Here is a 21544-nt window from a genome sequence, read left to right as displayed (position 1 = left end):
GCTCAGTCTCCTTGTGAGGTGGTGCTGTCCTGCCCGAGGCCGAGCAGCCGGTCGTGCTCGCTCGTCCCTTGCAGACGTACGGTCTCGTCGAGGTCGGCGCGGCCCTCGCCGGTGAAGCGGAACCAGCCGTGCCGCGCTTCGAGGTCGCAGCCGCGCAGCTTCTTCGCGTCGTAGGCGGCGAGGCCGTACCAGATCTCGCGGACGCCGTGGGCCAGTGCCCAGCGGATCGTCTCGTGGTAGGTGAGGGCGAAGTAGACGCCCTTGGCCCGGTCGTCGTCGAAGCCCGCCGTCCGCCCGTACAGGGCCCGGCCCGCCCGCAGGTACAGGACGAAGCCGAGGGTCTCGCCGTCGCGTTCGGCGCTCAGGACGAGACAGCTGTCGCCGACCGTCTCGCGCAGGGCGTCGAAGTCCCGTTGGACGCGGGCCCGTCCGCCGGGCAGCCCGTACTTGGCGCGCAGGGCGACCTGGAGGTCGACGACCGAGTCCGAGAGCGCGTCCGGTCCCTCGCGGACCACGGTGCGGAATCCGGCGTCCGCGTACGCGCTCAACTCCCGGTGGGCGCGCCTGCGCTTGCGGCTGACCAGGCCCGCCAGATAGGTGTCCCAGTCCGGCGCGTCGAGGCGCAGGACGGATTCGGCGCCGAGCACGGCCGGGACGTGGCCCCGGGCCTCCGCCGCCGGGCCGAGCACGGCGGCCTGCTCGTCGGTGGCGTACAGCAGGGAGCTGCTGCGGCAGCCCAGCTCGGCCGCGGCCTCGTCGAGGAGACGGGGCAGCCCGGCGAGGACCCGCGCCCGGCCGGCGGTGTCGCGGCCGGTGGCGTGCACGATGCCGTGGTGCGAGCCGAACACGCCCAGTGCCACGGAGGGGTACTGGCCGCCGCGGGCCTCGGCCAGGCCGCCGCCCAGCTCGTCCCAGCGCACCCGGTCGGCCGGGGCCAGCAGCTCCGGGGCGCCGAAGGCGTCGGGTTCGCCCGTCATCTTCGGGGTGTCGTAGAAGAGCAGCCCGCCGCCGTCGCGGGTGACGAGCAGGGGGGCGAGGGCCACCGGCTCACCGGCCTCGCGTACGGCGAGGTAGCGGACCTCGTGCAGGTCGGTGCGCTCGGTGAAGCGCCACCAGCGGTCGTCCTCCCAGAACACCTCGGGCGCGGCGAGGGCCGGGAACTCGGCGGCGGTGGGGCGCCGGTCGGGGTGCAGGACCTCGGCGGTCAGCTCGCTCACCGGGAGACCTCTGTCGGTTCGGTGCCTGTCGGTTCGGTGCCCATCGGTTCGATGCCCGCCGGTTCGACGCCCGCTGGTTCGACGCCCGTCGGTTCCCAGCCGAATCCCGCCTCCGCCGCCGCGCCCGTCTTGTCGAGGAGGGCGAGCAGTTCCCCGGCGTCCTCCGCCTCGACCAGCCAGGTCGCGATGAAGTCGCCGGACTTGCGGCCCGCGTACCTGTCGCTGCCCCAGTCCTCGCCGAGCCGGGCGAGGACGGTGAACTCCCGTGTTCCGTCCGGTGCTTCGGCGGGCAGCCGGACGACGCGCCCGTCGCGCGGCGGCAGGCCGAAGTTGGCCACCAGCGGCGCGGCGGCGGCGTGCGCGCGTACGGCGTCCAGGTCCACCGGGAGCCCGCATTCGAGCCTGGCCCACAGGTGTCGCGGGTCCAGCCCGAGCAGGGCCTCCAGCATGGCCGGGATCGGGGTGCCGCCCACCCGGCCCGCGATCTCGCAGAGCACGATTCCGCCCGCGTCCGTCACGAAGAACTCGGCGTGCACGAAGAGCATGGGGGCGGCGGGCAGCGCGGCGACCAGCTTCCAGGTCTCCTCGACGAGCCGCGCGTGGAGCGGGTCGTCGGCGGGCAGCGTCCAGCTGCCGTTGCCGGAGTCGGTCCAGTGCGAAAGGCAGCCTCCGTCGGTGTAGACGGACGGGACGCACACCACCGGCTCCCCGCCGACGTGCAGCGCGTCCACATGGCACATGCGGCCGGAGACGTACCCCTCGACCTCGTGGTCCCCCGCGGTCAGCCGGTCGGCCAGCTCCGGGATCCGCGCCGGGTCGTCCAGCACCGTGACGCCGGTGGAACCGGAGCCGCCGCGCGGCTTGACCACGACCGGGCCCGGGTGGGCGGCCATGAACGCCTCGACGTCGGCCGCGGCGGCGACCGCCGCGAACGGCGGCACCGCCACCCCGCCCTCCGCCGCGAGCTGCTTCATCAGGACTTTGTCGCGGTACGCGCGGGCACTGTCGGGGAGCTGGCCGGGCAGGGCGAGTTCCGCGCGCAGCGTCGCGGCCCGCTCCACGTCCACCTCGGCCAGGGCCAGTACGCGGGTGACGGGGTGCCGGCCGGCCATCCGGCGGGCGGCGTCCAGGACGGCGGCGTCGTCGGTGTAGTCGGGGACCCGCTCGACCTCGGCGAAGCCGGGCCCGGGGGTCACGCCCCGCGCGGTGACGGCCAGCAGCCGACCCGACTTCTCGGGCAGCCACTCGGCGAACGGCAGGCCCGCGTTGCGCGGGCTGAGCAGGACGAGGATCACGCCGCCGCCTCCGGCCAGGCCACGCCCTGCTCCGCGGCGAGCGCCGCGAACGCCGCGGCGGTGTGCGGGTCCAGCGGGATGCCCAGCTCCGCGCGCCGGGCGGCGATCCGCCGTTGCGGGTCGCCGGGCACCTGGACGGGCTGCTCGGCGTCGGCCCCGGGCCGGGTGCCGCGCGTGGTGTCGAGCATTCCGGCGAGTCCCGTCGCGAAATCCTCCCGGCCGGCGAAGGCGGCCGGGTCCAGGCAGACGATCAGATGGCCGATGCCACGGCTGCGGCCGGGGGTGGACGCGCCGATGTGCTCCAGCTCCCAGTCGGCGGGCGAACCGGTCAGGACCGCGCCGAGCAGGGTGGCCACCATGGCCAGGCCCTGCCCCTTGTAGCCGCCCAGCGGCGAGAGCGCGTACGCCTGCTCGGGGTCGGTGGCCGGGCGGCCCTCGGCGTCGGTCGCCCAGCCGGGGTCCAGCGCCCGGCCGTGCTTGCGGCGCTCCTTGATCTCGCCGAAGCAGACTTGGCTCGTCGCCATGTCGAGGGCGAACTCGTCGTCCTCGACGGCGGCGGCGAAGCTCAGCGGGTTGGTGCCGTAGAGCGGTTCGGTCCCGGAGAAGGGGGCGACCCGCGAGGCGGCGGAGGTGGTGACGATGCCGACGAGGCCTTCCCGGGCCAGGTACCGGCTGTAGACGGAGGCCGCGCCGAAGTGGTTGGAGTTGCGGACGCCGACGGCGGCCACGCCGTGGACGCGCGCCCGCTCGGCCGCGATCCGGGCGGCGGCCAGGCCGGCCACCACCCCCAGCGCCCCGTCGGCGTCGAGCATCATGGCAGCGCCGCTGTCCCGGACGGTACGGATCTCCGGGCGGGCGGTGGCGATCGCGTCGGCCAGCTCGGCGAGGTACTGCGGGAGCAGCCGCAGGCCATGGGTGTCGATGCCGCGCAGCGACGTCTCGGTCAGGGCCCGTGCCACCTCCCCGGCGTCCTCGGCGGGCAGCCCGGCGCGGGTCAGGGCCGTCTTGGCCAGGGCCACGGCCGTGGCGGGCGGGAGCAGGGGCACGGCCGGGGCCGCGCTGCCGTCGGATTCCCCGGCGGCCGTGGGGTGTCGCACGTCGTGCACATGGGTCATGCGGGTCGGTTCGCCTTCCAGAGCAGGAGGGAGGACGGGCCGCGGCCGTCCGGGAGGGTGCCGTCGCCGGGCCGGCGGCCGACGGGATCGCTGCCGTCGTCCTGTCCCGCGGGGTCCGGCAGGGCGTCGAAGCCGGTCGCGAGGCAGGCTCTCCGGGTGCCGTCGTGTCCGGTCCGCAGCCAGACGGTGTCGGCCCCGTCGGCGACCGCGCGCGTCACCGCGCCGCGGACGAGCGCCGTCAGTTCCCCGGTGGTCGCCGGGGCGGCGGACGGCGTGGGCTCCATGGCGAGCTGCCGGACCGTGTCCGCCGGTGGCCGGTCGGGCAGCGGCCGGCGCCGGATCCGTACCGTGGCCAGGGCCGTGCCGTCGCGGTGCAGGGACAGCTCGTCGCCGTCCCAGCCGGCCTGGCCGGCTCCCGCGGGGCGCACGGTGAAGGCCGGTCCCCGGAAATCGGGCACGAAGCCGGTGCCGGGCACCCGGGGCAGCGTGATGCGGCCCGTGTCGTCCAGGAGGAGGCCGGTGCCGGTGTCCACCGCGAGGAGCGCGGTGCTGTCGGCGTCGAGGTGATCGACGAAAGGACTCAGGTGGGCCGTCGCGGAGACGCCCGCGCTGGACTCCGGCATGCAGCCGAGCATGGTGCCGAGGCCCGCGGCCCGTGCCGCGCGCAGCATCCGCAGGGCCGGTGTGATGCCGCCCGCCTTCATGAGCTTGAGGTTCACGCCGTGAAAGGCCTCGGCGCAGGCGTCGAGATCGTGCGGTCCCGTGATGCTCTCGTCGGCGTAGACGGGGATCGGCGAGATCTCCTTGAGGGCCTTGGCCGCCGCCCAGGACGCGCGCGGGAAGGGCTGTTCGAGCAGGGTCACGCCGAGGCCGGCCATGGCGTCCAGCGCGGCGGCGGTCGCGTCCGGCTCCCAGCCGCAGTTCCCGTCGACGAGGAACGGCGCGTCGGTGTGCTCCCGCAGCGCCCTCAGGACGTGCAGGTCGCCGGGGGCGGCCAGCTTGACCTTGTACGCGGGCCAGCCCGGCCGTTCGAGGAGTTTGCGCACCATCACGTCGGGCTCGTCGAGGCCGATGCTGTAGCTGGAGCGGGGCTCCCCGGGCCCGTCGGCTCCCAGCCGCCGCCACAGCGGTACGTCGGCCAGCCGGGCCGCCAGGTCGTGCGCGGCCACGTCCAGCGCGGCCAGCGCGAACGGCGCGTCGGCCAGCAGCGGGGCCAGCGCGGACCAGGCGTCCTCGGGGGCGTCGGCGGGCAGCTCCCGCAGGACGCCGACGACGGAGCGCAGCGAGGCGTGGAGGGCGTCGAGCGAGGAGTTGTAGTGGTCGGTCATGAAGGCCGAGGCCTCGCCGAAGCCGGAACGGCCGCCCGCCGTCAGCTCGACCAGGACGCCCGGTTGCACCGGGATCGCCTCGCGGGCGCTGCGCCAGACGTCGTGGTCCGTGAGGCGGATCTCGTGGACGCGGAGCCTCACCACTGCTCCTCCGCGTACGCGGGCAGGGTCCGGCCGAAGGAGACCGGCTTGAGTTCGTCGTACCACTGGACGTGTTCGTCGTACGCCGCGAAGAACGGCCGCCCGACCCACTCGGGTCGGCGGGCCTGGAGGAAACCGAGGACGAAGGCCTTCTCGCCCGCCACCTCCGTGGTGCCGTGCACCATGACCTTCCCGGGTGCGGCCGACATCACCGGGCCGCGGGCGGTCCGGGCGAGGCCGGAGACGCCCCGGACGGCCTCGCGGTAGATGTCGAGGGCGCGGACGAGGGGCAGGCCGAAGTAGCTGTTCGCCCCGGTGTCGCGCTCCATGAACATGTAGTAGGGGATGACGCCCAGTTCGACCTGGAGCTGCCACATCCGCGACCAGGCGGCCGGGTCGTCGTTGACGTGCGCGACCAGCGGTGCCTGCGCCCGTATCTCGGCGCCGGTGGCGCGGATCCGGGCGATGGCCTCGCGCACCTGGTCCGTCTCCAGCTCCCGGGGGTGCGAGAAGTGCGCCATGAGGGCCACGTGGCGGCCCTGCGCGACGCACTGTTCGAGCAGTCTCAGCAGGTCGTCGGCGTCCGGGCCCGTGGTGAACCGCTGCGGCCAGTACGACAGGGCCTTGGTGCCGAACCGCAGGGTGCGCACCGACGGGGTCCCTGCCAGCAGCGGCTCGACCCAGCGGCGGATCACCTCGGTCCGCATGATCATCGGGTCGCCGCCGGTGAACAGCACGTCGGTGACCTCGGGGTGCCCGGACAGGTAGCCCGTGAGGTCGGCCGGGTCGCGCAGCGCCTGGCGCAGCTCTTCCTGGCTGACGAACTGCGCCCAGCGGAAGCAGTAGCCGCAGTAGGAGTGGCAGGTCTGGCCCTGGGAGGGGAAGACGAGCACGGTTTCGGCGTACTTGTGCTGGAGTCCGTCGAGGCGGCGGCCGTCGAGGGTGGGCACGTTCGCCTCAAGCTGGTCGCCCGGGTGCGGGTTGAGGTCCCGTCGGGCCGCGGTGGCGGCCTCGCGCAGCTCGGCGCGTGGCGCCCCGGCGTCCAGCAGTGCCGCCATCCGGTCGAAGACGGGCGGGGGCAGCATGTCGCGGTGCGGGAAGGTGAGTCGGAAGATCGGGTCGTCGGGGGCCGCCGACCAGTCGATCAGTTCGTCGGCCACGTACTCGTTGACCTTGAACGGCAGGACGCCGGAGACCACGCGCAGGTCGTGGACGTACTCGTCGGGCATGCCGCGGTCCCGCGCGAGCCGCGCCAGGCGCTCGTTCGCGTAGTGCTTCACCAGGATTCTCGATTCCCGCTCAGCGCGCGACGTGGGACTTGGACCAGTCGAACTCGACGAGGTCCTGGACGCCCATGCGCTCGATCAGGGTGTGCAGGCCGGTGTAGTCGCGGACGAGGCGGCTGCGGTTCCGGTCGGCCTGGCAGTCGTGCAGCATCTCGTGCCCGCCCTCGACGCCGACGAGGTCCATGATCCGGTGCCAGGTCGTGTAGTCGGTGGCGACGAAGGCCTCCAGGCCCTCGAAGAGCATGTCGCGGAAGAAGCGCCGCTTCTTCTCGTCGAGGCGGTCGTGGACGACCTCGGCCAGCACGGCGGAGATCGAGGCGTGGCAGTACTCGTCCCGGTTGTGCAGCCGGGCCGTGCTGCTGTTGATCGGCTGGATGTCCGGGTCGTCGGCGAGCAGGTCCAGATAGGCGTTGATGGAGATCTCGGAGACCGTCGCGAAGGCGAGGGTGGTCAGGGAGGCCTCCCAGCGCTCTTCCGCGCTCTCGCGCAGCCGTAGGTGTTCGCGCGCCGTGTGGGAGATCGGCAGCTCGTGGTCGGGCATGGCCCAGCCGCGCTTGCGCCGGGTGACGGCGCTGGCGTTGAGGTGCATCAGCGTGTGGTACTGCTCGTCGACCATGGCCTGGGCCAGCGAGATGTTGAGCGACTCGTCCTGGAGCTGGGGGTATTCGCCCTCCATGACCAGGGCGAAGGCAGGGTTGGCCACCTTCTGCTCGGCCATGATGGTGTGCCGGTTGTACGCGATCCAGGACCAGCTGAGCAGCCGGGTCTTCTTCTCCGGGTCCAGTGCCTGGAAGGTGGGGTGGTCGCGGAAGGGCAGGATCTGCTCGGGGTAGTCCGGCCGGTCGAGTTCGAACAGCTCGTCGAGGTCGGGCTCTTCGCGCTTGACGGTGGCGCGGCGCTGCCAGTTGCCGACCAGTCGGCGGATGACGGCGCTCTCGATCCGGTCGTCGGGGTCGTGGCGGGGTACGCCCTCGGGCAGTCCCCGCAGTTCCTCCGGCAGTCCGGTGGGGAACTCTTCGTTCTGATCCGGTGTGTTCCGGTCGTCAGCCATGGTTCTGGGCCTCACGTGGTGTCAATGTCGGTGAACGGGCGACAGCACTGCCGTGGCGGCGCGGGCCGCGGGGTCTCCGCGGCCCGCCGCGGGCGCGACGGAGCGACGGCGCGCGGGGTCGGCCGACGGCCGGCGCGGGGCGGCGTCGGCGGTCGACGGCGGTACGGGGCGATGCCGGTTGTCCGGCGGTCGCACGGGGGTACGGGGTACGGGGCGATGCCGGCTGTCCGGCGGTCGCACGGGGGTACGGGGCGATGCCGGTCGTCCGGCGGTCGCACGGGTCAGCGCTGGGCGGCGATCCAGTAGCGGGTGAGGTGGCGACGCTCGTCCGTGTAGGCGGAACGGGCGTGCACCATGCGCTGGTTGTCCCAGACCAGGACGTGGTTCTCGGGGATGAGCACCGAGACGCGGTTCTCCCGGAAGAAGGCCTCGGCCTGCTCCGCGAGGTGGATGCCGAAGCTGCCGAGCGGCAGTCGGCCGGGGTCGACGGTGGCGTCGACCGGCGGGTCGTACTGGCCGGTGGTCAGCAGGTTGTAGCTGAAGCGCAGGATCTCCTGGCCGCCGTCGGCGACCTCGACGACGGGGCGTCGCACGCCTTCGGTGCCGACGCCCCCGGTGTTGTGGCCGATCCAGTCGATGGCCCGCTCGTGGAGCGTGGCCCGGTCGTGTTCGGGCAGAGAGGCCACGAACCGCCGCATGTCGGCGAGTTCGGTGTGGCCGCTGCCGCAGGCGGCCTGGACCCGGCAGTGCAGGGCCAGGTACGTGGGCGGCGGGTTCCAGCCCGGTGCCTCGGTGTGCACCAGGATCGTGTTGACGCTCTTGGAGTAGCGGCGCTCCTCGAATCCGGGAGCGGCCTTCACCTGGTACCGCAGCGAGCCGTCGTACTGCGGGACCAGGTCGCCGAAGACGCCGACAGCGGTGGCCGCCTCCTCGTCCGTGGTGATCCCTTCGAGCAGCGTGTACCCCTGCTCAGCAAGTTCCCGAGTGTGAACATCAAGGGCCGTAGACATACAGGATTCCCCCATCCTCAGTTGTTCTTACGGCCGGTTGGCGATTCGACGGTCTGGTCGAGATCGAGCCATCCGGCTTGCCCCGGGGTGATCCTCCGGGAGGGAGAGCAGGGGCGCAACGGCTCACATTGTGAGATGGATCACGGGAGGTGAAGAGTTTCCGATTCCTCTTGTCGGCAGAATTTCCCAGGTGAAAGCGGTTTGGCTGGTATGTGGTCAACTAGCCTCCCCTCGTGGGGGTTGTCTGGTTAGCATGCGCCGTATGACTACTCTCGGCATCCGTCCCGCCGTGCGGGACGACATCGCAGACATCGTCGCCATGCTCGCGGACGACGCACTGGGCGCCACGCGCGAGTCCCCGGACGATCTGACTCCCTATCAACTCGCTTATGAGCGACTGCAAAGCGACCCGAATCAGCTGCTGGTCGTCGCCGATCGCGACGGCGTGGTGGTCGGCACTCTCCAGCTCACGATCGTTCCGGGGCTCTCCCGCAAGGGCTCGACCCGCTCGATCATCGAGGGGGTACGGATCCACGGTTCGGAGCGCGGTCACGGCCTCGGCGCCAAGCTCATCGAGTGGGCCGTCGACGAGTCCCGCCGCCAGGGCTGCCAACTGGTGCAGCTCACCTCGGACTCGGCCCGCACCGACGCCCACCGCTTCTACGAGCGCCTGGGCTTCACGGGCTCGCACGTGGGCTTCAAGTTGCAGCTCTGACGGACCGCCTCACCCCCACGCCGTGGCGATCAGCGTCACCGCCCCCACGCACGAGACCGTGAGAAGGCCCCTCCGGGTGGCGGCGGGGGAGAGGCGGGGGGCCAGGGTCATGCCGGTGGCGGCGCCCGCCGCGAGGGCGGCGATCATCGGCCATGGGGGGAGGGCGGGGCCCAGGACGGCGGCCGTGGCCAGGTTCTGGACCAGGAAGAAGGCGTGCAGGGTCGCGCGGGTCTCCCGGGCGGGCCAGCCCGCGTGGGCCGCGTACAGGCCGATCGGGGGGCCGCCCACACCGCCGATCACGTTCAGGCCCGCGCTGCCCAGACCGGTGAGCCAGGCGCCGCCGGGGCGTTCGAGGAACGGCCAGTGGCGGCCCCGGGCCAGCAGCGCCACCCCGGCGAGGACCCCGCACCCGGCCGCCACCGCGAGGAGCCGGGTGTCCACGGGCGCCAGCAGCCACGCCGCCACGGGCGTGGCGAGCAGCGTCGGCAGCAGCAGCCGGCCCGCGTCCCGGGCGCGGGTGTGCCGCCAGCCCCGGGAGAGCGGCAGCAGCGAGGCCAGGACCGCGAGGAGCAGGACCGTGGGGACGCCCCGGTGCGGGCCGAGGGCGGCGATCAGCGGCGGGGCCGCCACCAGGGAGAAGCCCATCCCGGTGGCCGCCTGCGCGAACGCGCCCAGGGCCACGGCGACCACCGCCACCGCCTCCATCGTGGTCACGCGGCGGCGTCCAGGGCGCAGCGGCGCTGACACCACAGGGCGATCGCCATGAGCACGGCCGGTACGGCGGTGAAGCCGACGACCAGCGCGCCGAGCGCCGTACCGGACTGGGTGACGGGATCCCCGGCCGTGCTGGAGACGAAGCCGCCGAGGGCGAGGACGGCGGAGTACAGGTAGGGGCCGACGGCCGTGCCGGTCGCCTCGGTCGCCGTCCACACCCCGGTGTACGCCCCCGCCTTCGAGGAGCCCGCCGCCTCCGCCGCCGCGACCGCGTCGGGCAGCATCGAGAAGGCGAACAGCTGGAGCCCGGAGAACGCGATGCCCATGACCATCACGTCGACGGCGGCGAGCACGACCCCCGCCGTCCCGCCGAGCGCGGCGCCCGGCAGCAGCGCCAACGAGCCCGCCGCGAACGCGCCTTGGGAGAGCAGCAGCCCCCGCTGCTTGCCGTACCTCCGCGACCAGCGGGACCAGACGGGGCCCGCGAAGAGCGCCGGGCCGAGGAACAGGCCCATGAAGAGGGCGGTGAGCCGGGTCTCGCCGAAGACGTACGCGGTGACGTACGGCAGCGCGGCCAGGAAGAGATGCGTGGTCGTGCCGGTGAACAGGTACGACAGGACGAGCGCCCGGAAGTTCCGGTCCCGCCAGGCGACCTTCAGATCGGCCGGGGTGGAGTGCCCGGCGTCCGCGTCGGGCGGGCGGAAGCCGCACTCCTCGGTCAGCCTGCGGACGCCGGTCAGCGCCACGCCCGCCGAGACGGCCATCACGACGGCGAGCAGCAGCGCCATCCGGGTGTAGTCGGAGCGGCCACCGGCGGCGGACAGGGCGGGCGCGGCGACCCCCGCGCCGAGCAGGCCCACGGTCAGCAGGATCATCCGGAACATGAAGACCCGGGTCCGCTCGTGGTAGCCCACCCGCAGATCCGAAGGGGTCGTCAGATACGGCACCTGGAAACCGGCGAAGAGCAGGTTCCCCGCCACGAACCAGCAGGCCACCCAGAGCGCCGCCGGGGCGCCGGTGAGACCGGACGGCACGCTGAACATGCCGACCAGGGCCACGCCGAGCAGCAGCCCGGTGCGCATCATCCGGCGGCGGTGCCCGTGCCGCCGCGCCTCCCGGTCCGAGCGGGAGCCGAGCAGCGGATGGACGACGACGTCCACCACCTTGGGCAGCAGCAGGGCCGGTCCGGCGAGGAGGGCGGGGACGCCGAGGACGTCGGTGAGGAAGTAGAGCAGCAGCAGCCCCGGGACGGTGACCCAGACGCCCATCCCGACCGAGCCGGTGGCGTAGAGGGAGAGGGCGCCCCGGGTGGCGCCGGGGCGGGCGCCGGGCGGAGAGCCGGGCGGAGGGACGGGCGTGGTCGCGGGCGGTTGCGGCGGGGTGCCGGGCCGGGGGTCGGGGGCGGTCACGGCCGGTTCCGGTTCCGGTGCCGGTCGACGGCCCCGGCGGCGAGCGGCGCCCCGTCGAACGCGCCGGACGCGGCCCGCGCGGCGAAGGTGCGGGCCACGATCCGGTCGGTGAGCGCGGGCAGATGGCGGGCGAGGAAGAACTCCACGGCGCCCTTGCGGGTGGTGGTCACGTCCCGGAGCGGCCGGGTGCTCAGGGCGGCCCGCTCGATGGCGTCGACGACTCCGTCCAGCGGCTCGTACACGCTCATGCCCTCAAGGGAGAGCCCGGCTTCCTTGGTGGAGTCGTGGATGGGGCTGCGGACGGCCGAGGGGTAGACGCAGCTGACGGTGACATGGGTGGCGAGTTCGAGGCGCAGCGCGTCGGCGTAGGCGACGACCGCCCGCTTGGACGCGCCGTACGCGGCGGCGAGCGGGAGCTGCATGACGGCCATCCGGGAGGTGACCACGACGACCCGGCCCCGGGCGGCGACGAGGGCGTCGACGCAGGCGGCGGAGACCCGCCAGGTGCCGAGGAGGTTGATGTCGAGCTGACGGCGGACCTCGTCGCCCGGGGCGTGTTCGGCGGGTGCGGGGCCGCCGATCCCGGCGTTGTTGACGAGGAGGTCGAGGCCGCCGAGGAGAGCGAGGGCGTCGGCGACGGCCTCGGTGACGCTGTCGGGGTCGGTGATGTCGCAGCGGAGCACGGTGAACGGCTCGTCGCCGCCGGGCCGCAGGTCGAGACCGATCACCTGGGCCCCGGCGGCGGCGAGCCGGGCGCCGAGGGCGCGGCCGATGGTGCCGGACGCGCCGGTGACGAGGACCCGCAGGCCCCGGGGATCGCGGCGCCGGGAGAGGGGGTTGAGGGTCATGCGCGGGCCTTCGCCTTCGGGACGGGGACGGTGGCGCCCCGGGCGGCGCGGCGGACACCGGCCCGGATCTCGCGGGGCAGGGCGGAGACGTACTGGTCGAAGTCGACGCGCATCATGGGGCGCTTGGTGCCCCAGCGCCGGACGGCGGCGGCGTGGGCGCGCCGGACGGCGGTGCGCTGCTCGGCGGGGGCGGGCAGGGCGTAGCGGCCGGAGAGATGGGCGGCGACGAGCTTCGCCTGGGCCTCGACGACGGGCAGCGCGGCGCCGGTGGACTGCATCAGGCCGACGAAGGCGAGCGTGGGGTCGTCGAGGTGGAAGACCCGCTGGTAGAGCGGCATGGCCTCGGGGTCGTCGCCGGTCCAGGCGCGGTCGAGGAAGGGGAGGGTGACGTGGTAGCCGGTGGCCCAGACGAGGACGTCGACGTCCTCGGCGGTGCCGTCGGTGAAGTGGACCCGCCGTCCGTCGAGCCGGGCGATGCCGGGCCGGGCGGCGATCTCGCCGTGGGTGAGGCGGTGCAGGACGGTGTCGCTGATGGTGGGGTGGTTCTGGAAGAGGCCGCCGGCGGGGCGGGGGAGGCCGTAGCGCTCGGGGGTGCCGACGGCGAGCCGCAGCACGGTCTCGGCGACCCGCTGGCGCAGCCGCCAGGGCAGCACGGCGAGGGCGCCGCCGGTGGCGTCGGAGGGGCGGCCGAAGAGGTACTTGGGGACGATGTGGGTGCCGTGCCGGGCGGAGAGCAGGACGGGGCCGGTGGAGACGTACGAGGCGTCGACGGCGATGTCCATGGCGGAGTTGCCCATGCCGACGACGAGGACCCGGCGCCCGGCGAACGGCTCGGGGGAGCGGTAGTCGTGGGCGTGCATCTGGGTGCCGTCGAAGGTGCCGGGGTAGGCGGGGGACGGCCATTTGGGGTCCCGGTTGTGCCCGTTGGCGACGACGACGGCGGCGTAGCGCTCGGTGACGGTGGTGGCCCCGGTCACGGACTCGACCTCCCAACCGGATCCGGAGCCCGCATCGGTGCCCGAACCGGTGCCGGTGCCGGTGCCGGTGTCCGGTTCGGAGCCCGTATCGGCGTCCGAGTCCGAGTCCGTGCCCGAGCCGCCCGTCCCCGCGCGGCGGACCGCCGTGACCGTCGTGGCGAAGCGGATGCGGCCGGTGATCCCGAAGTCGTCGGCGTACCGGGCGAGGTAGCGGGCGATCAGCGCCGCCGAGGGGAAGTCGGGCCACTCGGCGGGCATGGGGAGGTCCGCGAACTGGGTGCGGCCCTTGCTGGTGTTGAGGTGCAGGCTGCCGTACGCCGGTGAGTCCCCGGCGGTGTCGTCCCCGGCCCACAGGCCGCCGGGGCGGGTGCCCCTCTCCAGGACGGTGACGTCCAGTCCTTCGTCGAGCAGTGCCTTGGCCGTGGCGAGTCCCGCCGCCCCGGCGCCGATGACGGCCACTCCCGTCGAGCCCATGACCGGGTCCTCCCTTCCGTGGGGAGGCCTCATTCAATCGAATGATGGAGAGCTGTGCAATCCTTTCCGACCTGCGAAAACGCTCTCCAACAGCTGATTGGAACCGCTTGGATACGTCCGGTAGCCTCGGAGACATGACCTCCCGGCCCGACGACGGTTCCAGTCGTGAACGCATCCTGGCCGCCGCCACCCGGCTCTTCGCCGAGCGTGGCTACGACGCCACCAGCACCCGTGCCATCGGGGAGGCGGTCGGGCTCAACATCGCGACGGTCGCCTACCACGTCGGCGGGAAGGCCGAGTTGTACCGGGCGGTGATGCGCCGGGCGCATCTGGCCCAGCGGGAGGTGGTCACCGAGGCGCTCGGGCAGCTGCACGGCTGCGGCACGTCGGCCGGGGAGGCGCGGACCGCGCTGCTCGGCTTCGTCGACGCCTATCTCTCCTTCTGTCTGAACCACCCCGAGGTCCCGGCGCTCTGGATGCGCCGCTGGCTCTCGGAGCGGGCCGATCTCGCGGAGATCGAGAGCGAGTTCGCGGGCCCGCTGGTCGCCGAGGTCGCCGCCGCCGTGCGCGAGGTGCTCGAACGGGCGGACATCGGCGCCGGGGTCGACGTCGAGATGCTGGTCTTCACGATCGTGTGGACCGCGCACTCCTTCGGGCAGGCGGGCGTGATCGACCCGGCGGGCCGCCGCCTCGGCCCCCGCGACCTGGCCGTCCTCGACCGGTTCCGCCGCCATCTGCACACGGTGGTGGAGGGGGTCCTGGACCGGGCGGGCTGAACCCGCGGCGGCTGTGAGCCATTCGGCCGCGACCTTCCGGGGGCCCGGCGAGTTAGCCGGGTGTGACTCACGAATCCCTCTCCGCGCCCTGGGACTTCTCGGCCAGGGAAGCCCTCGTCCTGAACCCCCGCCACATCTCCCAGAGCCGGCACGGCTGGGACGTCGAGGTGTCGGCGGTGGAGCTGGCCTCGCTCGCGGCGGGACCCGATGCGGCGCGGGTCCTCGGCGCGCGCCGGGGCTTCCTCGGCGGGACCCCGGTCAACCTCGAACTCGCCGCGCTCCTCAGGGAGCGGCCCGAGTCCTTCGGCTGGGCCCACCGGATCGTCCTGGGCGCCGACGAGGTGCACCTGCCGGAGTTCGCCGGGCGCGGCTTCTCCCCCGTGCTCCACATCTTCGGGGTGGAGTGCATCGACGGCTTCCAGCGGCTGCGGATCCTGGCCGAGGCGCTCGCCGCGCTGGGACCGGAGCATCTGGCGCGGTCGACCGTACGCCTGGAGATCCACTGCGGGCGGTTCCGCGACGTGGCACGGGCGCTGCACGACGACGGGCACCGGCTGGTCAACGCGACGACGGCGCAGGACGGTCTGATCCGCTGCCCGAACCTGCGGGCGCTGATGGCGGGGGACTGGGAGAAGGAGGGGTTCTTCGACCCGCGCCGGGGCGTCTCCGCCGGGCCGCACCGGCGCTGCTTCACGATGCGCGAGGTCACCCGGGGCCTCGCCTGCCTCTCCCCGCTTCCCAGCCTGGAGGCCGTACACCTGGCGAGCACCGACGAGGGTCTCGAACTCCTCTGGGCCGGGGCGGGCGCCCCGCTCTACCTGGGGGTGTTCCACGACCGGATGAGCCCGCTCGGGGTGGTGCGCGCGGTGGAGGCGTACGCCGGAGCGCGGGAGGCGCTGCGGAAGCTGCCGGGGTGGATGCGCCGGGGCGCCGGGCTGCTGATCGACTACGCCCCCGACCTCATCGCGGGGAGGGCGTGCCGGGGCCTGCTGCCCTTCGAGGAGCTGCACGTGGAGGCCGGTTCCCGGCACGACTGGCGGGAGCTGATCGAGGACCGGCTGCCCGGGGTGATCGAGCGGACGGCCAAGGAGCTGATCGGGCGGTACGAGGTGGTGCACCGGGCGCGGGGCGGCAAGCGCACCTACAAGGACGAGGCCGGACTGATCGACGTCTGGCGGGACATCCTGCGCTGACGGCCCGGACCCGACGAGAATCGCCGGACAGGCCCCGGGGCGCCCGGTCCCGTCCGGTGCTCAGGCCAGCGGCTTGGCGTAGCAGAGGCTGTTGTCGTAGTCGCGGTAGTGGCCGAACTTGGCGCAGGACGCGTAGCCGCTGGAGACGTAGAGGGCCACGGCCTCGGGCTGGGCCGTGCCCGTCTCCAGGACCATGCGGGTGCGGCCGGCGGCGCGGGCGTCGGCCTCCAGGGCGGCCAGGATGCGGCGGGCCAGGCCGAGGCCCCGGGCGTCGGGGACGACGTACATGCGCTTGAGTTCGGCGTCGCCGTCCTCGTACCCCTCGTCGTTCTTGTCCTGGGTGCGCCAGCCGCCGGTGGCGACCGGCCGGCCCTCGGGGTCGTAGGCGAGGAGGTAGAGACCGCGCGGCGGCGAGAACATCCCGGCGTCCAGGGGTGTGACATCGCCCTCGTCGTCGTAGCGGACGGCGTACTCCGCCTGGACCTCGGCGTCGAGTGCGACGGCGTCGGGGTGATCGTAGGGCGTCGGCTGGATATTCATACGATATATCGTACATGTATGCTGCCGGGGGGTGTCGGTATTCTCCCGGGATGCTCACAGTGACCTCCGTGAATGTCAACGGACTTCGTGCCGCCGCCAAGAAGGGCTTCGTCGAGTGGCTGGGCGGGACCTCCGCCGATGCCGTCTGCCTCCAGGAGGTGCGCGCCGAGGAGGCGCAGCTGCCGCCGGAGGTGCGGGCGCCCGAGGGCTGGTTCACCGTCCACGCGCCCGCCGCCGCCAAGGGCCGCGCCGGAGTCTCCCTCTACACCCGCCGCGAGCCCGACCGGGTGCGCGTCGGCTTCGGCTCGGACGAGTTCGACGGCAGCGGCCGGTACGTCGAGGCGGAGCTGCCCGGGGTCGTCGTCGCCAGCCTCTATCTGCCCTCCGGCGAGGTCGGCACCGACCGGCAGGACGAGAAGTACCGGTTCATGGGCGAGTTCCTGCCCTACCTCAAGGAGCTGCGGGAGCGGGCCGCCGCCGACGGGCGCGAGGTCGTCGTCTGCGGCGACTGGAACATCGCCCACCGCGAGGCCGACCTGAAGAACTGGAAGGCCAACAAGAAGAACGCGGGCTTCCTGCCCGAGGAGCGCTCCTGGCTCGACCGGGTCCTTGAGGAGGCGGACGGCGGATACGTCGACGTCCTGCGCGCCCTCCACCCCGAGCAGGAGGGCCCCTACTCCTGGTGGTCCTACCGGGGCCGGGCCTTCGACAACGACAGCGGCTGGCGCATCGACTACCAGATGGCCACCCCCGGTCTCGCCGCCAAGGCGGTCAAGGGGTACGTCGAGCGGGCCGCGAGCCACGCGGAGCGGTGGAGCGACCACGCGCCGGTCACGGCGGTGTACGACCTCTGAGCCGGGCCCTTGGCTCAGGCCCCGGCTCGGGCCCTCGGCTCAGGGCCTCGGCTCAGGCCCTTGGTTCAGGCCCCGGCTCGTCCGGCTCCTCCGGGCGCAGTCGTCGGTCCAGGGCCATCGAGAGTTCCGCGTCCACCACGCTCTTCGCCAGGGGGCGCAGGCGCGCCGGATCGCCGCCCGCCGTGTGGGCGCGGAGCAGCCCGGCGAAGAGTTCCGCGAGGGCGTCGGCGTGCTCGCGGACGCGGGAGCCCGCCTTGAGGACCTCGGCGAGCGGGACGCCCTCGCGGACGAGGGCGGCGGATACGTCGAGCAGCCGACGGCTGAGGTGGACGATCTCCTCGCCGTCGGTGGCCAGATAGCCGAGGTCGAGGGCGAGGGCCAGGTTCTCCGGGGTGACCTCGCCCGCGAAGTGGTCGGCCAGCTCCTCGGGGGTGAGCCGGACCGGCTCCTCCTCGCCGGGGGCGTCGGAGGAGAGGACCTCGCGGACGGTGCGCCCGCTCTCGAAGGCGGCGGTGAGGTCGGCGATGCCGTTGAGGGTGTGGCCGCGCTCCAGAAGGGCGGCGATGGTCCGCAGCCGGGCCAGATGCCGCTCGTCGTACCAGGCGATCCGGCCCTCGCGGCGGGGCGCCGGGATCAGCCCGCGCTCCCGGTAGAAACGCAGGGTGCGCACGGTGATCCCGGCGGCGGAGGCCAGCTCCTCCATGCGGTACTCGCGTATGCCACCGGTCGGTGCGGGACCGCCGTGCTCGCGCGCGTGGCCGGTCGGCGCGGGGGCGCGATGCGCGTGTACGTCCCCGGTCGGCGCGGGAGTGCTGTCTTGGCGTGCGCCGCCGGCCGGCGCGGGGTCGCGACGCGCGGATGCGTCACCGGTCGGTACGGGACCGCCGTGCCCGCGTACGTCGTCGGCCGGTGCGGGAGCGCCGTGAGCACGTGCGTCCCCGGTCGGCGCGGGGCCGTCAGCCGCGTGTACGTCCCCGGTCGGCGCGGGGACGCGACGCGCGCGTGTGCCGATCGTCGGTGCGGGGCTCCTTTCCGGTGTCCCGGCCGGGTCTCCGTCCTGCGTCGTGCGGGTTCCCGGCGCCCTGTCCGGTCCTTCGTGCCATCCGTCCGTCACGCCCGCCAGCCTATGTTGTACCGCCGGTAACTTTCCCTCGTCGTACCTCTACCGCTCGGTAGGCCGCTGCTCTACAGTCCCGACTGTGCCAGTGATTGCTGGCGCGATCGGCTGGGCGTACGGGAGGCGGCATGGCGCAGCACGAGCACGTACGGGTGGCGGTGATCGGATCGGGATTCGGCGGCATCGGCGCCGCCGTCCGGCTCCGCCGCGAGGGCATCACCGACTTCGTGGTCCTCGAACGGGCCGACTCCGTGGGCGGCACCTGGCGCGACAACAGCTACCCCGGCTGCGCCTGCGACGTCCCCTCCCACCTCTACTCCTTCTCCTTCGCGCCCAACCCCGACTGGCCCCGCACCTTCTCCGGCCAGCCCCACATCCGGGCCTACCTCGAACACGTCACCGACACCTTCGGCATCCGCCCCCATCTGCGGCTCGGCCACGAGGTCCTGCGGATGGCCTGGGACGCCGAGGCGCTCCGCTGGGAGATCGAGACCGGCCGGGGCACCTTCAGCGCCGACGTCGTCGTCTCCGCCACCGGACCCCTCTCCGACCCCAGGCTCCCCGACATCCCCGGGCTCGACGCCTTCCCCGGCAAGGTCTTCCACTCCGCCCGCTGGGACCACGACTACGACCTCACCGGCAAGCGCGTCGCCATGGTCGGCACCGGCGCCTCCGCCATCCAGATCGTCCCCGCCATCCAGCCCCGGGTCGGCCGGCTCACCGTCTTCCAGCGCACGCCCCCCTGGGTCATGCGCCGCATGGACCGGGCCATCACCCGCCCCGAACGCTGGCTCCACCGCACCCTGCCCGTCACCGGCACCCTGCGCAGGGGCCTCCTCTGGGGCATCAGGGAACTCCAGGTCGGCGCCTTCACCAAGCACCCCGACGAACTCGGACTCGTCGAACGGCTCGCCAAGGCCAACCTCGCCAAGGCGGTCGGGGACCCCGTCCTGCGGGCCAAGCTGACACCCTCGTACCGCATCGGCTGCAAGCGCATCCTCCTCTCCAACACCTACTATCCGGCGCTCACGCGGCCCAACGTCGACGTCGTCGCCGCCGGACTGCGCGAGGTGCGCGGCTCCACCGTCGTCGCCGCCGACGGCACCGAGACCGAGGTCGACGCGATCGTCTTCGGCACCGGCTTCCACGTCACCGACATGCCCATCGCCGACCGGGTCTTCGGCATCGAAGGGAAGAGCCTCGCCGAGTCCTGGAAGGACGGCATGCGGGCGCTGCGCGGCGCCACCGCCGCCGGATTCCCCAACTTCATGACCGTCATCGGCCCCAACACGGGCCTCGGGAACTCCTCCATGATCCTCATGATCGAGTCCCAGCTGAACTACATGGCGGACTACCTGCGCCAGCTGAACCTCCTCGGCGGACGCTCCGCCCTCGCCGTCCGGCCCTCCGCCGTCAACGCCTGGAACCGCAAGGTCCAGACCCGGATGGAGCGGACCGTCTGGAAGTCCGGCGGCTGCGACAGCTGGTACCTCGACGCCAACGGACGCAACACCACCCTCTGGCCGGGCACCACCGGCGAGTTCCGGCGCGAGACCCGACAGGTCGACCTCTCCGAGTACGAGGTGGTGCGCGTCCCCAGGAAGCCCGCCCCCGCCACCGGGGACGGCCCCTCCCGCCCGAAGGAGAACGCCCGGTGAACCGGCCCCCGCAGCGCCCGACCCCGCCACCCCCCGCCCGCGCGCTCACCGTCGTCTCCGCCGACGGCTCCCGGATCCACGTCGAGACGTACGGCCCCGAGGGCGCGCCCGCCGTCGTCCTCGCCCACGGCTGGACCTGCTCGATCGCCTTCTGGACCGAGCAGATACGGTCCCTCTCCGCCGACCACCGGGTCATCGCCTACGACCAGCGCGGCCACGGCGGCTCCCCCGCCCCCGCGGGACCCTCCGGCTACAGCACCCGGGCGCTCGCCGACGACCTCGAAGCGGTCCTCGCCGCCACCCTCGCCCCCGGCGAGAAGGCCGTCGTCGCCGGACACTCCATGGGCGGCATGACCCTCATGGCGGCGGCGGACCGGCCCCTCCTGCGGGACCACGCGGCCGCCCTGCTGCTCTGCTCCACCGGCCCCTCCCGGCTCACCGCCGAGGCCACCGTCATCCCGGGCGGGCCCGGCGCCCGCCGCACCCGCCTCACCCGGTCCGTCATCGGCGCCAAGGCCCCCCTCGGCCCGGTCAACGCCCTCTCCAGGAAGATCCTCAAGTACGCGACGATGGGCCCGGGTTCCGCTCCCGACCGGGTCGACGCCTGCGCCCGGATCGTGCACGCCTGCCCGCGCGGGGCCCGCGTCGGCTGGTCCCGGATCCTCGCCGCACTCGACCTCGAAGAGGGCCTGCGCGCCCTCGATCTGCCCGTCGCCGTCCTCGTCGGCACCGCCGACCGGCTCACCCCGCCCGTCCACGCGCGGGCCATGGCGCGAACCCTGCCCCAGTGTGTGGGGCTGCTCGAACTTCCGGGCATGGGCCATATGACACCGGTGGAGGCTCCCGAGGCCGTCACCGCACGGATCCGGGAACTGACCGACACCTATCTGCGAGCGGAGAAGAAGGCATGAGCCGGGTGAGTCTGGAAGGACAGGTCGCGGTCGTCACCGGAGGTGCCCGGGGCGTCGGGGAACTCCTCGCCCGCAAGCTCTCCGCGCGCGGCGCGCGGATCGCGCTCGTCGGTCTGGAGCCCGAGCGGCTCAAGGAGGTCGCGGGACGGCTGCACACCGAGGCCGACTGGTGGCACGCCGACGTCACCGACCACGAGGCCATGGCCCGGGTCGCCGCCGAGGTGAAGGAACGTTTCGGGAAGGTCGACATCGTCGTCGCCAACGCCGGGGTCGCGGCGGGCGGCCCGTTCGCCGACTCCGACCCGGTCGCCTGGCGGCGGGTGATCGAGGTCAACCTCATCGGCGGCGCCGTGACCGGCCGGGCGTTCCTGCCCGTCCTCGCCGAGTCCCGGGGGTACTTCCTCCAGATCGCCTCCCTCGCCGCCCTCACCCCGGCGCCGATGATGACCGCCTACTGCGCCTCCAAGTCGGGCGTCGAGGCCTTCGCGCACAGCCTGCGCGCCGAGGTCGCCCACCAGGGCGTGAAGGTCGGCGTCGGCTACCTCTCCTGGACCGACACGGACATGGTCAGGGGCGCCGACCAGGACGCCGTCATGCGCGAGTTGCGACAGCGACTGCCCTGGCCCGCCAACCGCACCTACCCCCTCGGCCCGGCCGTCGACCGGATCGTCGCGGGCATCGAGCGCCGCTCCGCCCACGTCTACGCACAGGGCTGGCTGCGCGGGATGCAGTCGGTGCGCGGCTACCTCCCCGGGCTGCTCGCCACCGTCGGACAGCGCGAGATGAAACGCTTCGCCCCGAGGCTCGGGTCGGTCCCGAAGGGCCTGGTGGGCGCGGGCGGCGCCGCCGACGAGGAGGCCAGGTCCGGAGCCCCCGGACCCCGGTAGCCGTCCGTAACCGGTCGACATGCGTGGA

At 73.6% G+C, this 21544-nt stretch carries 20 protein-coding genes; 7 read left to right on the top strand and 13 right to left on the bottom strand.

The features are described 5' to 3' along the window. Nucleotides 1–2: 2 nt before the first annotated feature. The 7 genes from BU197_RS21035 to BU197_RS21005 all read right to left on the bottom strand — a co-directional run bounded on the left by BU197_RS21035 (nucleotide 3) and on the right by BU197_RS21005 (nucleotide 8443). Nucleotides 3–1217, bottom strand: coding sequence for a GNAT family N-acetyltransferase (locus BU197_RS21035; RefSeq protein WP_188269845.1), 1215 nt, complete (start codon nucleotides 1215–1217; stop codon nucleotides 3–5). Next, complete coding sequence (locus tag BU197_RS21030; protein WP_188269844.1) at nucleotides 1214–2512, bottom strand: acetyl-CoA carboxylase biotin carboxylase subunit family protein; 1299 nt, start codon at nucleotides 2510–2512, stop codon at nucleotides 1214–1216. The genes BU197_RS21035 and BU197_RS21030 overlap by 4 nt, the downstream gene beginning before the upstream one ends. After that, nucleotides 2509–3627 carry an Ldh family oxidoreductase gene (locus BU197_RS21025; RefSeq protein ID WP_188269843.1) on the bottom strand — a complete coding sequence of 373 codons (1119 nt, stop codon included), beginning with the start codon at nucleotides 3625–3627 and terminating at the stop codon, nucleotides 2509–2511. The genes BU197_RS21030 and BU197_RS21025 overlap by 4 nt, the downstream gene beginning before the upstream one ends. Then, a complete protein-coding gene (locus BU197_RS21020; RefSeq protein ID WP_188269842.1) occupies nucleotides 3624–5096 on the bottom strand; it encodes a dipeptide epimerase in 1473 nt (490 codons plus the stop codon). The genes BU197_RS21025 and BU197_RS21020 overlap by 4 nt, the downstream gene beginning before the upstream one ends. Next, complete coding sequence (locus BU197_RS21015; protein ID WP_317452335.1) at nucleotides 5093–6376, bottom strand: lysine 2,3-aminomutase; 1284 nt, start codon at nucleotides 6374–6376, stop codon at nucleotides 5093–5095. The genes BU197_RS21020 and BU197_RS21015 overlap by 4 nt, the downstream gene beginning before the upstream one ends. 19 nt (nucleotides 6377–6395) lie before the next feature. After that, nucleotides 6396–7433: an AurF N-oxygenase family protein gene (locus tag BU197_RS21010; RefSeq protein WP_188269841.1), complete on the bottom strand. Its 1038-nt coding sequence runs from the start codon at nucleotides 7431–7433 to the stop codon at nucleotides 6396–6398. Between the two features lie 281 nt (nucleotides 7434–7714). Further along, entirely contained in the window at nucleotides 7715–8443 is a 729-nt protein-coding gene (locus BU197_RS21005; RefSeq protein WP_188269840.1) for a TauD/TfdA family dioxygenase, read from the bottom strand. A 262-nt stretch (nucleotides 8444–8705) separates the two neighbouring features. On the opposite strand from BU197_RS21005, the gene BU197_RS21000 reads away from it, so the two are divergent. Beyond that, nucleotides 8706–9158, top strand: coding sequence for a GNAT family N-acetyltransferase (locus BU197_RS21000; RefSeq protein WP_188269839.1), 453 nt, complete (start codon nucleotides 8706–8708; stop codon nucleotides 9156–9158). Between the two features lie 9 nt (nucleotides 9159–9167). Here BU197_RS21000 and BU197_RS20995 read toward each other — a convergent pair whose 3' ends face one another. Genes BU197_RS20995 through BU197_RS20980 form a run of 4 tightly spaced genes read right to left on the bottom strand, consistent with a single transcriptional unit; the run spans nucleotide 9168 to nucleotide 13580 of the window. Beyond that, entirely contained in the window at nucleotides 9168–9863 is a 696-nt protein-coding gene (locus BU197_RS20995; RefSeq protein ID WP_188269859.1) for a TSUP family transporter, read from the bottom strand. A 5-nt stretch (nucleotides 9864–9868) separates the two neighbouring features. Next, nucleotides 9869–11281 carry an MFS transporter gene (locus tag BU197_RS20990; RefSeq protein ID WP_188269838.1) on the bottom strand — a complete coding sequence of 471 codons (1413 nt, stop codon included), beginning with the start codon at nucleotides 11279–11281 and terminating at the stop codon, nucleotides 9869–9871. After that, nucleotides 11278–12129 (bottom strand): SDR family NAD(P)-dependent oxidoreductase, encoded by an 852-nt coding sequence (locus BU197_RS20985; protein WP_188269837.1) that lies wholly within the window; start codon nucleotides 12127–12129, stop codon nucleotides 11278–11280. The genes BU197_RS20990 and BU197_RS20985 overlap by 4 nt, the downstream gene beginning before the upstream one ends. Beyond that, nucleotides 12126–13580, bottom strand: a complete 1455-nt coding sequence (locus BU197_RS20980; RefSeq protein WP_188269836.1) for a flavin-containing monooxygenase — start codon at nucleotides 13578–13580, stop codon at nucleotides 12126–12128. Before BU197_RS20980 ends, BU197_RS20985 begins: the two co-directional genes overlap by 4 nt. 134 nt (nucleotides 13581–13714) lie before the next feature. On the opposite strand from BU197_RS20980, the gene BU197_RS20975 reads away from it, so the two are divergent. Continuing rightward, nucleotides 13715–14356, top strand: a complete 642-nt coding sequence (locus tag BU197_RS20975; protein WP_188269835.1) for a TetR/AcrR family transcriptional regulator — start codon at nucleotides 13715–13717, stop codon at nucleotides 14354–14356. A 62-nt stretch (nucleotides 14357–14418) separates the two neighbouring features. Continuing rightward, nucleotides 14419–15549 carry a hypothetical protein gene (locus tag BU197_RS20970; protein ID WP_188269834.1) on the top strand — a complete coding sequence of 377 codons (1131 nt, stop codon included), beginning with the start codon at nucleotides 14419–14421 and terminating at the stop codon, nucleotides 15547–15549. 60 nt (nucleotides 15550–15609) lie between these two features. Here the strand turns inward: BU197_RS20970 and BU197_RS20965 are convergent, their stop codons facing one another. Further along, nucleotides 15610–16089 (bottom strand): GNAT family N-acetyltransferase, encoded by a 480-nt coding sequence (locus tag BU197_RS20965; RefSeq protein ID WP_188269833.1) that lies wholly within the window; start codon nucleotides 16087–16089, stop codon nucleotides 15610–15612. Nucleotides 16090–16139: 50 nt separating this feature from the next. On the opposite strand from BU197_RS20965, the gene xth reads away from it, so the two are divergent. Beyond that, the gene (gene xth, locus BU197_RS20960) at nucleotides 16140–16943 is read left to right on the top strand and encodes an exodeoxyribonuclease III (RefSeq protein WP_188269832.1); all 804 of its coding nucleotides are present in this window, start codon (nucleotides 16140–16142) and stop codon (nucleotides 16941–16943) included. Nucleotides 16944–16995: 52 nt separating this feature from the next. On the opposite strand, the gene BU197_RS20955 is transcribed toward xth, so the two are convergent. After that, a complete protein-coding gene (locus BU197_RS20955) occupies nucleotides 16996–17646 on the bottom strand; it encodes a MerR family transcriptional regulator (RefSeq protein WP_188269831.1) in 651 nt (216 codons plus the stop codon). Nucleotides 17647–18188: 542 nt separating this feature from the next. On the opposite strand from BU197_RS20955, the gene BU197_RS20950 reads away from it, so the two are divergent. The 3 genes from BU197_RS20950 to BU197_RS20940 are packed head-to-tail and all read left to right on the top strand — an operon-like array spanning nucleotide 18189 to nucleotide 21516. Further along, nucleotides 18189–19718, top strand: a complete 1530-nt coding sequence (locus BU197_RS20950; protein WP_188269830.1) for a flavin-containing monooxygenase — start codon at nucleotides 18189–18191, stop codon at nucleotides 19716–19718. Next, nucleotides 19715–20629 carry an alpha/beta fold hydrolase gene (locus BU197_RS20945; RefSeq protein WP_188269829.1) on the top strand — a complete coding sequence of 305 codons (915 nt, stop codon included), beginning with the start codon at nucleotides 19715–19717 and terminating at the stop codon, nucleotides 20627–20629. Before BU197_RS20950 ends, BU197_RS20945 begins: the two co-directional genes overlap by 4 nt. Then, the gene (locus tag BU197_RS20940) at nucleotides 20626–21516 is read left to right on the top strand and encodes an SDR family oxidoreductase (RefSeq protein WP_188269828.1); all 891 of its coding nucleotides are present in this window, start codon (nucleotides 20626–20628) and stop codon (nucleotides 21514–21516) included. The genes BU197_RS20945 and BU197_RS20940 overlap by 4 nt, the downstream gene beginning before the upstream one ends. Nucleotides 21517–21544: the final 28 nt, after the last annotated feature.

The organism is Streptomyces sp. CBMA291, assembly GCF_014596525.1.
Taxonomy (GTDB): Bacteria; Actinomycetota; Actinomycetes; order Streptomycetales; family Streptomycetaceae; genus Streptomyces.
This window is presented reverse-complemented; position numbering and strand designations above follow the sequence as displayed.

What these genes read in the sequence shown, in the direction of transcription:
- BU197_RS21025 (WP_188269843.1), bottom strand. Translation starts at nt 3,627, where the DNA reads ATGACCCATGTGCACGACGTGCGACACCCCACGGCCGCCGGGGAATCC.
- BU197_RS21010 (WP_188269841.1), bottom strand. Translation starts at nt 7,433, where the DNA reads ATGGCTGACGACCGGAACACACCGGATCAGAACGAAGAGTTCCCCACC.
- BU197_RS21005 (WP_188269840.1), bottom strand. Translation starts at nt 8,443, where the DNA reads ATGTCTACGGCCCTTGATGTTCACACTCGGGAACTTGCTGAGCAGGGG.
- BU197_RS21000 (WP_188269839.1), top strand. Translation starts at nt 8,706, where the DNA reads ATGACTACTCTCGGCATCCGTCCCGCCGTGCGGGACGACATCGCAGAC.
- BU197_RS20995 (WP_188269859.1), bottom strand. Translation starts at nt 9,863, where the DNA reads ATGGAGGCGGTGGCGGTGGTCGCCGTGGCCCTGGGCGCGTTCGCGCAG.
- BU197_RS20985 (WP_188269837.1), bottom strand. Translation starts at nt 12,129, where the DNA reads ATGACCCTCAACCCCCTCTCCCGGCGCCGCGATCCCCGGGGCCTGCGG.
- BU197_RS20980 (WP_188269836.1), bottom strand. Translation starts at nt 13,580, where the DNA reads ATGGGCTCGACGGGAGTGGCCGTCATCGGCGCCGGGGCGGCGGGACTC.
- BU197_RS20975 (WP_188269835.1), top strand. Translation starts at nt 13,715, where the DNA reads ATGACCTCCCGGCCCGACGACGGTTCCAGTCGTGAACGCATCCTGGCC.
- BU197_RS20965 (WP_188269833.1), bottom strand. Translation starts at nt 16,089, where the DNA reads ATGAATATCCAGCCGACGCCCTACGATCACCCCGACGCCGTCGCACTC.
- xth (WP_188269832.1), top strand. Translation starts at nt 16,140, where the DNA reads ATGCTCACAGTGACCTCCGTGAATGTCAACGGACTTCGTGCCGCCGCC.
- BU197_RS20955 (WP_188269831.1), bottom strand. Translation starts at nt 17,646, where the DNA reads ATGGAGGAGCTGGCCTCCGCCGCCGGGATCACCGTGCGCACCCTGCGT.
- BU197_RS20950 (WP_188269830.1), top strand. Translation starts at nt 18,189, where the DNA reads ATGGCGCAGCACGAGCACGTACGGGTGGCGGTGATCGGATCGGGATTC.
- BU197_RS20940 (WP_188269828.1), top strand. Translation starts at nt 20,626, where the DNA reads ATGAGCCGGGTGAGTCTGGAAGGACAGGTCGCGGTCGTCACCGGAGGT.